This window comes from Tessaracoccus bendigoensis DSM 12906 (assembly GCF_900141915.1).
Lineage (GTDB): Bacteria > Actinomycetota > Actinomycetes > Propionibacteriales > Propionibacteriaceae > Arachnia > Arachnia bendigoensis.
In genome coordinates, this window is sequence record NZ_FQZG01000018.1 from 51,518 (window position 1) to 62,198 (window position 10,681).

Here is a 10,681-nt window from a genome sequence, read left to right on the forward strand (position 1 = left end):
AGCGTTCCTTAATTCTTGAGGTCTGAGATGAGGACGGGGGCTCCAGAGGCCAGCGAACGGTTCGCAGCCTCGGCGATGTAGAGCGCTTCGAGTGCCTCGGCGGGCGTACACGCCTTACTGGGGGCACCTTCGAGCACGTCGAGGAAATGGGCGAGCTCGGCCACGTAGGCGCCCTCGAAACGCTCGTGGTAGACGAGGTATGGCTCCCCTTGGGCCCACGAAAGGGTCTCCTCTGCGGTCACGAGCGGAGCGCGATCGTCGAGCCCGACGAACATGCCGCCGTCGATCCCGAAGATCTCGAGGCGGACGTCGTGGCCTGCCCCGCTGTTTCGGCTCGCGCTGACCAGTGCGACCATCCCGTCGTCGTAGGTGACCAGGGAACTGCCGGAGTCGACGTCCCCGAGGTCGCCGAAGAAGGGCTCGCCCATGTTCGACCCCACGGTGTAGATGCTCACTGCCTGACGACCCGTCAGCCACGCGATCGCGTCGAAGTCGTGGCTGGAGCAGTCGCGGAACAACCCGCCGGACGTGGGCACATAGGCCGCCGACGGCGGCGCCGCGTCCAGGGTGGTCGCATGGAGGGTGTGCACCGGTCCGAACTCACCGGCCCGGTAGGCGGCACGGGCGCGGTTGTACCCGGCGTCGAACCGGCGCTGGAACCCGATCAGGACGGGTGCCTCCGGAACCTGGGCCGCGTGTTTGACCACCGCACGGGTCGCACCGATGTCGAGGGCGATGGGCTTCTCGCAAGGGCCGGGATCCCGGCGTCAAGTGCCCGGTGGATCAGATCGGCGTGGAAGGCGGTCTTCGCGGTGATCACCACCCCGTCGACATCCTGGCCAAAGGCCTCGTTCACCGAGACGGCGCGCGCCTTCGGCAGCTTCTCGGCGAGTTCGGCGGCGCGCCCGTCAACGAAGTCGGCGACGAGCAACTCCTCGACGCGTGGCATGGCGTCGAGGCGCGCGGCGTGGGCGGAGCCGATCAGGCCGGCCCCCATGAGCGCGATTCGCATTCGGTTGTCCTCTCGGTGCGGGGAGACAGCCACCCGACAGCAGCGTCGGCGACCAATCTGGATCGGTCCATTCCCTGTCCAACAACCCTATGACCGACACCGGGGAGCGTCAAGGACGACTATCCTGACCTCTCAGTGAGAAAGGGGGACACCGTGAGCACGCAGCCTGAGGGCAGACGTCCGACCATCCGCACGGTCGCCGACCGCGCGGGCGTTTCCAAGTCGCTGGTCTCGCTCGTCATCCGCAACTCACCCAACGTCAGCCCTGAGCGGCGCGCGGCGGTGCAGGTCGCCATGGACGAACTGGGCTACCGCCCCAACGCCTCGGCCAGGGCGCTCGCCGAGGACCGGACCAGGTTGATCGCGGTGTTGGTCAACGACCTGCGCAACCCCTGGTACATCCATGCGCTCGAGGGGATCAACGCCCTCCTGCACCGGCGCGACCTTCGGATGATGATCGGCGACCAGCGCCTCGACCTGTTGGGCGACGAGGTCCTGACCGCCGCATTCCTCGAAATGGACGTCGACGGCCTGGTCATCACAGGGTCGATGGTGCAGTCGGAACGCCTCATCCACACCGCGACGCACCTCCCCACCGTCGTGGTCGGCTCGCGGAGCCTGGCCCTCCCCCGCGGCGACCTGGTTTGCAACGACGACGAGCAGGGCTCACGCCTCGCGGTGGACCATCTGGTCGGGCACGGCCACCGGAGCATCGCCTTCTTGAACGCCCCGACCGATGCAGCAATCTTCCGCGAACAGGGATACCGCGACACGATCGCCGGACACGGGCTCGAAACCTTCGTCGACATGGACGACCCGTCCGAGGACGGTGGGTACCGGGCGACCGTCCGCCTGTTGACGGCGAATCCGCGGCTGACCGCGATCTTCGCCTACAACGACCTGATGGCGCTCGGCGCCCTCTCCGCCGCCGAGCAGTTGGGCCTCGACGTGCCGGGCGACCTTTCAATCGTCGGCTACGACGACACCACGATGGCCCAACTCAAGGCCATCTCGCTGACCACCGTCGACAACGCGAGCTACCGGATCGGGTACCGCGCCGCCGACCTGCTCGTCGACCGGATCGCGGCCCCCAGCCGGCCGCCGCAGACCTTGCTCTTGGAACCTCAGTTGGTCGTGCGCCGAACCACAGGTCCGGCGCCGACCGACTGACCACCGCAGCGGATGCGTCAGGACAGCTGCTCCTGGAAGTGGCTCTCCAACTTCTCCAGGGAGATGCCCCGCGTCTCTGGCACCTTCTTGTAGATGAACAAGATCGCCAGCAGCCCCACGGCCGCGAAGGCAAAGAACGTCCCGAAGCCGATCGCCTCTGTCAGGATCGGGAAGACCAGCGAGACGATCATGTTGGTGCCCCAGAGCAGAAAGACGGTCACTCCGAGCATGGCGCCACGCGACTTGAGCGGGAAGATCTCCGAGACCATCAGCCACACCAGCGGGCCTACGGTGCCCTGCATGATGAACACGAACACGACGATGATCAGCAGCAACAGCCAACGGCGCAGCTCGTTGTCAGTGGGTAGTTGGGTACCGACGACGCCAGCAAGGACGTGGCAGATGGTAGTGCCGGTGAACCCGAACAGCAGGATCGTGCGGCGGTTGAACCGGTCGATGACCCACTTCAGGGCGATCAGCATCGCGCTGACGGAGGCCACGCCGTTGAAGATGTTGACGATCAGCGCGACCTGATGGCTGAAGCCCGCGTCCTGCAGGACGAGTTCGCCGTAGTACATCATCGAATTGATGCCGGTGAGCTGCTGGCAGACGGCCAGGCCGATGCCGATGAACAGTAGGCGACGCATCCAGCGGACGCGGAGCACCTCGGCCAGGGTCCCCTCCTGTTCGGCGCGGGCGACGGCGGCCAGCGCGCGGACCTCGTCCATCTCCGCGACGGCCCGCTCCTCGCTGCGGACCTGTCGCAGCACGTCGAGGGCCTCCTGGTCGCGCCCCTTCAAGACGAGCCAACGCGGGCTCTCGGGCATCTTCAGCATGCCGAAGAACAACGCGATCGCCGGGAGCGCCGCCACCGTCATCATGTAGCGCCAGGTGTGAGCATCGGCCTGGAAGGCGTTGCCGATGATGGCGTTGATGACGAAGGCGAGGAACTGGCCGCCCACGATCATCAGTTCGTTGCGGCTGACGATCGAGCCGCGGTGTTCGAACGGCGCCACCTCACCCAGGTAGACCGGCACCGTCACCGACGCCCCACCGACCGCGAGCCCGAGGATGAATCGGAACGCGAGGAGGATGGCGTAGTTCGGTGCGAGTACACAGCCGATCGCAGCCACGAAGAAGATGACCGCGAGGTTGATGATGAGGCGGCGCCGCCCGTACCGGTCGGATAGCCGACCGCCCGTCACCGCGCCGATTGCGGCGCCGGCGAGCAGGATCGAGGTGATCAGACCGATCTGGGTCGCGCTCAACTCGGCACCGACGGCACCGGTGAGCGAAGGATCGGTCTTCATGAATCCGAGCGCCCCATTGAGGACGCCGGTGTCGTAGCCGAACAGCAGGCCACCGAAGGTCGCGATGACCGCGACCCAGCCCAGTCGCCGGTTGTACGACCCTTCGCCCAAAGGAGGGAGTTGACCCTCCAGCGCTTCTACCTTGCTTGACATGTTGCTCCTTTCACGGCCCGCCGCGGCGGGCCGTCCTATGAGGGCGCCTTCGGCGGTGCCACTCCCAGAAGATCTAGCAGTTGTCCTGACAATCACCCATCTGTGCAAGACGCTGGAACGAGCGTCCGTGCCGCGTTCCAACTTGCTGTCATAGGAAGCATAACCGAATCTGGACGAAAATGGAACGGTCCATGGACACATTCAATAAACTTTGTTCTGACAAGCTCCGGAGCGGTGTGGGGCGGCGACGTCGAGACCGGCACTGGGTCGGGTCGTGGCCGATCCTCGATGCCGGACGGGGGAAAACCGACCACTGGCCGATACTCGGGAGCCCAGCGTGCGGACCCCGCGACAGGTCAGCGCCCGTAGAACACCGTCCCACCAAGCAGTGGCCGATCCTCGACCCCAGACACAGCAAAACCGACCACTGGCCGATTCTCAGGAGCCCAGCGCGGGGACGACCGAACCAGCAAGGCAGTGGCCGATCCTCGACCCCAGACACAGCAAAACCGACCACTGGTCGATACTCGGGAACCCAGCGCGGGGACGACCGAACCCAACCAGCAAAGCAGTGGCCGATCCTCGACCCCAGACGGGGGAAAATCGACCACTGGTCGATTTTCGGGAGCCCGGTGTGCGGAGCGCGGAGCCCGACGCCCGGCGCCCGACGCGCGGAGCCCGACGCCCGGTCAGAGCCTACAGGCCGCCGTACCTCCGGGCAGTTCGTGACGGCGACGGGCGACCAGCCGGTAGCAGCGCTCCACCACCCACCGGATACCGGGCACCGTCATGGCCGCGCCCACGACGGGCCAAGGACCGCGCGAGGCGCGCAGGGTCCGCGCGATGGCCGCTCCCCCGACGAACACCCGCGTACCGTCGACCACGTGCAGCGACTCCTCACAGCGTTCCGCCGTCAGGCCGTGAACCGTCAGGTCGACGCGCTGGAACGGCTCGGCCGTGACCTCGGCCCGGAACCAGCGTCCCCGCATGACCCGCACCGATGCCGCGCAGAATCCGCAGTCGCCGTCGAAGAGGACAAGCGGCCTCGCCCCAGGCGGTGTCACTGTGGCCCATCCTCCACATCCGGAGGAGTCGTCTGGGCCTCGACGGCCGCGCCATCCTCGACGGCCGCGCCGTCCTCGACGTCACTGATCCGGCGTGCGCGGGCCCACCCCCACAGGGCGACACCAGCGAGCACCATCGGGATCGACAGCCACTGCCCCATGCTGAGACCCAGCCCGAGCAGTCCGAGGTAGGAGTCGGGCTCGCGCCAGAACTCGGCGACAAACCGGAAGAATCCGTAGCCGGCCAGGAAGAACCCCGTGACCTGTCCGCGATAGCGGGGCTTGCGTGCGTACAACCAGAGCAGGACGAACAGCAGGATGCCCTCGAGCAGCATCTGGTAAAGCTGCGACGGGTGCCTCGGCACGTCGCCGCCGGTCGGGAAGATCATCGCCCATGGGAGGCTGGCGGGCGCTTCGCGCCCCCACAGCTCGCCGTTGATGAAGTTGCCGAAACGGCCGGCCGCCAGGCCGATGGGAGCGGCTGGCACCAGGAAGTCGGCGACCTGCAGGAAGGGGCGCTTGCGTCGCCACGCGCACCAGGCGAGCGCGAGGGCAACGCCGATGGCGCCACCATGGAAGCTCATGCCACCGTCCCACACCTTGATGATGTCCAGCGGATTAGCGAGGTAGTGCGCGGGTTGGTAGAAGAGGCAGTAGCCGAGTCGACCACCGATCAGGACGCCAGCGATCGCGCCCAGCAGCAGGTCCTCGATGTCGGTTGCGCTCCACGGCTCAGGTTTGGTGATCGACCGGAACGGTTCGTGCCGCAGCCGCCTGCGCATCAGTACATAGGCCAGCGCGAAGGCCAGCAGGTACATGATGGCGTACCAGTGGATCTTCAATCCGAAGAGGTTGATGGCCACCGGATCGAAGTCGGGGAACGTCAGCACCAGTCTCGTCACGGGGTCAAGCTTGCCATGCCGCGCTGACGGTCAGTCGACGTCGGCGTCGTGGACGATGATGGCGACCTGGACCCGGTTGGTGGCGCCGAGCTTTTCAAGGATGCGGGTGACGTGTGCCTTGACGGTGGCGACGCTGAGATAGTGCGCACCGGCGATCTGGGCGTTGGTGCGGCCCTGCCCGATATCCAACGCGACGGCACGCTCCCGTTCGGTGAGGGCGTCGAGCGCGGCACGTGCCGATTCGCGTCTTCCCAGCTCGGCACGGTTGGTGGCGACCGCGATCACCTGGGCCGCCACCGACGGGCTGAGAGTGGGCTCACCGTCGGCGACCTTCCGGATGTCTTCCAACATCCGTTCCGGTGGGGTGTCCTTGAGTAGGAAGCCGGACGCGCCGACGCTGAGCGCCTTGAGGACCATGTCGTCGGCGTCGAAGGTGGTCAGGATTATCACCCTTGGCGGGTCCGGGAGCGCGACGACCCGTTCCGTGGCGACCAGGCCGTTGACCCGCGGCATCCTGATGTCCATCAGCACCACGTCGGGCCGATGCTCCCGCACGAGGTCGACGGCGCCGTCACCGTCGGTGGCCTCTGCCACCACCTGCATGGCCGGATCGGCGCCCAGGATCAGCCTGAGCCCGGCCCGCACGAGCGGGTCGTCGTCGATGATCGCCAGCCTGGTCACCACGGGAACCACACCTCCACCTCGAACCGTCCTTCTCCGTCGACCCCGTACGACATCCTGCCACCGAGCATCGACGCCCGTTCGCGCAGGCCGATGAGGCCGACTCCGGAGCCCGGCAGCGCGGCATCGCCGAGCTGGCGCGGATTGCCCGATCGGATCGTGAGGCCGTCACCCGGCGCACCGGTGAGTTCGATCTTCACCGGCGAGTTCGGCGCATGCTTGCGGGCGTTGGTGACGAGTTCCTGCACCACCCGGTAGCAGTGGCGTCCGGTCAGCGTAGGCAGCAATTCCGCATGCTCGACGGCCTCGACAACCTCGATCCGCTGCCCCACGCGGCGCGCCTCCGCAAACAGCGTCTCGAGCTGATCGATGCCGGGCTGTGGGGCGGCGGGCTGTGCAGGGTCGCCCTCTTCGGCCTGCCTCAGCGACCCGAGGATCGCGCGCAGTTCCGTCATCGACTGGCGCGCGTTGTCCTGGATCACGCCCGCGATCTCGCGCACCTGCTCGGCCGGTAGGTCATCGCGGTAGGCGAGGACGCCCGCGTGCATGCTCACGAGCGAGATGCGGTGGGCCAACACGTCGTGCATCTCCCGAGCGATGCGGTTGCGCTCCTCTGCCTGCCCCTGCAGCACGCTCAGCTCCTGGCGCCGCTCCGCCTCCTCGGCACGCTCGTGCAGGGCACGGATCAGGTCGCGGCGGGCCCCGGTGTAGGAGCCGATCACGGTGGCGAACGCCACGACGATGACCGCTCCGAACACCGTCGTAAAGATCTCGGGCCAGGTGCTCCCGACACCTTCTTGTCCGAACAAGGGGCTGTAGCCTGAACCCAACACACCGATGGCCGCACTCAGCCCGCCGAGCGCCAGGATCTCGGGCCAGCGGCGACGGGTGGCCAGGTGAGCCAACGCCCAGAAGGCGGGCACCGATCCGCTCACCGAAACGACGCTGAGCAGCGTGAACACCACCACAAGAACGCGTGGCGAGCGGTACCGGAACCTCATGGCCCAGACCATGACGGCCCCCAGCACCAGGTCGACCGGAGCCGCCCAGGCGGGCACCGCGTCAACGGCCACCTCGGAGGCGACGATATAGCCCACGGCGACGAGCACCCACCACAGGATCGCAAGGCCATAGCGCCAGATCTTCGGCCAGCAGCCGTCATCGACGCCTCGGATGGGTGTGGTGGGGGACACGGCCATCAGCCTACGGCCCCGCACGCCCACGAGCCTGAGCCGGAAGTCTTGAGCCGACCGACTTTGGTCGGCCTTCCCGGCCTGCACGACCTACCAATGGCCAGTCGTCCTCCTACCCTCACCAGTCGCGCGCAACCTCGTGGCTTCAGCAGAGTTGGTCACATGATCACGATCCAGAACCTGACGAAACGCTACGGCTCCTTCACCGCCGTCGACGACATCACCTTCACCGCCCCGCCCGGCAGCGTCACCGGCTTCCTCGGCCCCAACGGGGCGGGCAAGTCGACCACCATGCGCATCGCCGTCGGCCTGACCCGCCCAACCTCGGGCTCGGTGCATGTCCTGGGCGCAAACTACCGCGACCTGCCGAATCCCGCCGCTAGGGTCGGGGTGCTGCTCGACGCATCCGCGCAGCATTCCGGGCGCACGGGTCGAGAGGTGTTGACCCTCGGCGCCATGACGCTCGGGACGCCCCAAAACCGTGTTGATCAGGTGCTCGAACAGGTCGGGCTGACCGCACGTGAAGCCAATTCCCGCGTCGGCACCTATTCGCTGGGCATGCGGCAGCGGCTCGGGGTCGGGCACGCGCTGCTCGGTAACCCCGAGGTCCTGATCCTCGACGAGCCGGCCAACGGGCTCGATCCGCAGGGCATCCATTGGATGCGCTCCCTGCTGCGAGGTTTCGCCGACGCCGGCGGCACCGTCCTCCTCAGCTCCCACCTGCTGCATGAGGTGCAGATGATCGCCGACCGGATCGTGATGATCGGCCAGGGCCGGATCGTCGCCGACGGCGCCATCGACCAACTTCTCTCCGACGGCACCGATCTCGAGACGCTCTTCCTCACCTCCACCATGTCCACCTCGCGCGAAGGGATCGCAGCATGACCACCATGACCATTCCGAACACCCGCCCGGCAAAGATGCTGCCACCGGTGCAGGTGGCACCGGCCATCACCATCGGCACGCTCACCAGGGTCGAGCTGCGCAAACTGGTCAACACCCGTGCCAATCGTTGGCTCATCGGCATCGCCCTGGTCGGCACCGGGGCTGCGGTCGCGCTCTGGTTCACGCTGCTGGACCTGTTCCAGGGAGACGTCACCTGGCTCGACCCGCTGTTCCTGGTGTCGAGCCCGCTGAGTGTGCTGCTTCCGGTGCTCGCGGTCCTCACCTTCACTCAGGAATGGGGCCAACGCACCTCGCTCACGACCTTTGCCCTGGAGCCCCGCCGCGGGAGGGTGATCGGGGCCAAACTGCTGGCCCTCGGGGCGGTGACGGTGCTCGGCGCCGTCGTCTTCCTCGCAGCCAGCACGATCGCCGCGGTCCTGACCGGCCCGCTCACCGACAAGGTCGTCGTCTGGTCCGGGAACCTCGTCCCACTCGGATCCGCGGTGATCCTGCTGGCGATCGCGATGGCGAGCGGCGCGGGATTCGGGATGTTCGTGATGAACTCACCTGCCGCAATCGCCTTGTACTTCATCATCCCGGTGGCGACGGCCTCGGCCTCGACATTCCCGGGCGTGATCGGCCAGGTCGGTCAGTGGCTCAGCGGCGACACCTGGGGGCTGATCCTCACCCCGATGACGACGACCCAGTGGGGTCAGGCGGGAACCGCCTTCGCCCTCTGGGTCGCCCTCCCCCTGGCGCTCGGCATCTGGCGGAGCTTCCGGGTGGAAGCCAAGTAGCCGATGCCGGTTCGGCTACAGCGACATGTCGACGACGGCGCGCCCGCGGATCTCACCGCGGCGCAGCGCCTCGTACCCTGCCGGCACCTCATCGAGCGAGAACTTGCGGCTGACGATGGAGCGGTAGTCGATCTGGCCAGCGGCGGCCATCCGCACGACCTCAGGCAGATCCTGCCTGGTGCGGGCACCGTTGGAGCCGAGGATCGACTGGGAGCGACGCACCGTCCGGTTGATCTCGACGTCCGCGGTCTGGACTCCGGCTCCGAGGCCGATCGGCACCATCCGTCCTCCGTCGGCGAGCGCCTCGAGCGCCGTCTTCCAGGTCTCGGGTCGTCCGAGGACCTCGAAGGCGACGTCGACGCCGCGTCCGCCGGTGAGTTCGAAGACCCGGTCGCGGACGTTGCCCTCACCCGAGTTGACGGTGTCGGTCGCGCCGAGGCGGCGGGCGTCCTCCAGCTTGTCCTGCGAGATGTCGATCGCGATGATCTGCCTGGCTCCGAAGCTCTTGGCGATCTGGATGATGTTGGAACCGACGCCACCGACGGCGACGACGGCGACCGTCTCACCGTGGCGCAGGTCGGCACCGCGGCGCACCGCGCCGTACGCCGTCATCGCAGCACAGCCGAGGATCGAGCCGGCTACCGGATCGATGTCATCAGACAGCGTCGTAACCGATGTGGAGGGGATGACGCAGTATTCGGCCAGTCCGGCCATCGAATACATCCAGATGGGCTCGCCCGACTTGCTGGAGAGGCGGGTGGTGTCGTCATAGAGGCGGCCCTTGAGCCGGTTCAGGTCGAAGAACGGGCCGCACAGGTCGTCGCGTCCGGCCGCACAGGCCGGGCACTGGCCGCAGGGCATCAGGAAGGCGCCGGCGACCCGGTCGCCGACCTTGAGGCCGGTGTGCTCGTTGTGGGGTCCGACCTCGACGATCTCGCCTGCGACCTCATGTCCGAGGACGCAGGGCAGCGGGAAGGCGATCGCGCCACCCAGCACGTGCAGGTCGGAGTGACACATGCCACAGGCCGACACCTTCACCAGCACCTCCCCCTCCTTTGGGTGCGGTGTGAGAATCTCCTCGATCTGCATGCCTGTCGCGACATCGCGCAGGACGGCGGCTTTCATGGTCTCCGGGATCGACACTGACATGAGACTTCCTCTGTGGGTGTTGGGTAAGGCCACCAGTTCGGGCCAGTGATTACAGCATACGCCGTCCGAGATCGTTTGTCTATACAAATGCGAATCATTCGATATGCGCTTGGCTGGGCGTCTCGGGCTCGGCGCCGGGTCGGGAGATCGGCCACGCGGACGCGGAGGCTTTCCTTATCGACCTACCATCTATTGATTGACCGAACATTGTGGTTGGCTGGGCAGGTGCCGCGGTTGGGTGCTGGTTTGAGCAGGATCCGACACTCAACGCCGAGCCCGACGCATCGTCAGCAGACAACACACCCCGACGGCAAATGACATGCAAATCCTGCTCAAACCCCCGTCACCCAGCCCCACCCCCAAAC

11 protein-coding genes are annotated in these 10,681 nt (G+C 67.0%); 3 read left to right on the forward strand and 8 right to left on the reverse strand.

Annotated elements, in window-relative coordinates; genetic code table 11:
* Positions 1 to 8: 8 nt before the first annotated feature.
* The gene (locus BUC15_RS06380; protein ID WP_217652135.1) at positions 9 to 707 is read right to left on the reverse strand and encodes a Gfo/Idh/MocA family protein; all 699 of its coding nucleotides are present in this window, start codon (positions 705 to 707) and stop codon (positions 9 to 11) included.
* Positions 665 to 1,012: a Gfo/Idh/MocA family oxidoreductase gene (locus BUC15_RS20330; protein WP_217652136.1), complete on the reverse strand. Its 348-nt coding sequence runs from the start codon at positions 1,010 to 1,012 to the stop codon at positions 665 to 667. Before BUC15_RS20330 ends, BUC15_RS06380 begins: the two co-directional genes overlap by 43 nt.
* A 153-nt stretch (positions 1,013 to 1,165) precedes the next feature.
* Here BUC15_RS20330 and BUC15_RS06385 point away from each other — a divergent pair, with 153 nt between their 5' ends.
* Positions 1,166 to 2,182, forward strand: coding sequence for a LacI family DNA-binding transcriptional regulator (locus BUC15_RS06385; RefSeq protein WP_073186702.1), 1,017 nt, complete (start codon positions 1,166 to 1,168; stop codon positions 2,180 to 2,182).
* Between the two features lie 17 nt (positions 2,183 to 2,199).
* On the opposite strand, the gene BUC15_RS06390 is transcribed toward BUC15_RS06385, so the two are convergent.
* From BUC15_RS06390 to BUC15_RS06410, 5 genes are all read right to left on the reverse strand, one after another.
* Positions 2,200 to 3,645, reverse strand: coding sequence for a sugar porter family MFS transporter (locus BUC15_RS06390; RefSeq protein WP_073186703.1), 1,446 nt, complete (start codon positions 3,643 to 3,645; stop codon positions 2,200 to 2,202).
* A gap of 689 nt (positions 3,646 to 4,334) precedes the next feature.
* Positions 4,335 to 4,709, reverse strand: coding sequence for a thiol-disulfide oxidoreductase DCC family protein (locus BUC15_RS06395; protein WP_073186704.1), 375 nt, complete (start codon positions 4,707 to 4,709; stop codon positions 4,335 to 4,337).
* Positions 4,706 to 5,611 carry a prolipoprotein diacylglyceryl transferase gene (gene lgt / locus BUC15_RS06400; RefSeq protein WP_217652137.1) on the reverse strand — a complete coding sequence of 302 codons (906 nt, stop codon included), beginning with the start codon at positions 5,609 to 5,611 and terminating at the stop codon, positions 4,706 to 4,708. Before lgt ends, BUC15_RS06395 begins: the two co-directional genes overlap by 4 nt.
* A gap of 30 nt (positions 5,612 to 5,641) precedes the next feature.
* On the reverse strand, positions 5,642 to 6,295 hold the full coding sequence (locus BUC15_RS06405) for a response regulator (protein WP_342741718.1): 654 nt from the start codon (positions 6,293 to 6,295) through the stop codon (positions 5,642 to 5,644).
* Complete coding sequence (locus tag BUC15_RS06410; protein WP_175558260.1) at positions 6,289 to 7,485, reverse strand: sensor histidine kinase; 1,197 nt, start codon at positions 7,483 to 7,485, stop codon at positions 6,289 to 6,291. Before BUC15_RS06410 ends, BUC15_RS06405 begins: the two co-directional genes overlap by 7 nt.
* A gap of 162 nt (positions 7,486 to 7,647) precedes the next feature.
* On the opposite strand from BUC15_RS06410, the gene BUC15_RS06415 reads away from it, so the two are divergent.
* Positions 7,648 to 8,370, forward strand: a complete 723-nt coding sequence (locus tag BUC15_RS06415; RefSeq protein WP_073186705.1) for an ABC transporter ATP-binding protein — start codon at positions 7,648 to 7,650, stop codon at positions 8,368 to 8,370.
* Positions 8,367 to 9,167, forward strand: a complete 801-nt coding sequence (locus BUC15_RS06420; RefSeq protein ID WP_073186706.1) for a hypothetical protein — start codon at positions 8,367 to 8,369, stop codon at positions 9,165 to 9,167. The genes BUC15_RS06415 and BUC15_RS06420 overlap by 4 nt, the downstream gene beginning before the upstream one ends.
* Before the next feature lie 15 nt (positions 9,168 to 9,182).
* Here the strand turns inward: BUC15_RS06420 and BUC15_RS06425 are convergent, their stop codons facing one another.
* Positions 9,183 to 10,316 (reverse strand): zinc-binding dehydrogenase, encoded by a 1,134-nt coding sequence (locus tag BUC15_RS06425; protein WP_073186707.1) that lies wholly within the window; start codon positions 10,314 to 10,316, stop codon positions 9,183 to 9,185.
* Positions 10,317 to 10,681: the final 365 nt, after the last annotated feature.

Bases quoted from the DNA above. Each gene is read 5' to 3' on its own strand.
- BUC15_RS20330 (WP_217652136.1), bottom strand. From the start codon at position 1,012: ATGCGAATCGCGCTCATGGGGGCCGGCCTGATCGGCTCCGCCCACGCC.
- BUC15_RS06390 (WP_073186703.1), bottom strand. From the start codon at position 3,645: ATGTCAAGCAAGGTAGAAGCGCTGGAGGGTCAACTCCCTCCTTTGGGC.
- BUC15_RS06415 (WP_073186705.1), top strand. From the start codon at position 7,648: ATGATCACGATCCAGAACCTGACGAAACGCTACGGCTCCTTCACCGCC.
- BUC15_RS06420 (WP_073186706.1), top strand. From the start codon at position 8,367: ATGACCACCATGACCATTCCGAACACCCGCCCGGCAAAGATGCTGCCA.
- BUC15_RS06425 (WP_073186707.1), bottom strand. From the start codon at position 10,316: ATGTCAGTGTCGATCCCGGAGACCATGAAAGCCGCCGTCCTGCGCGAT.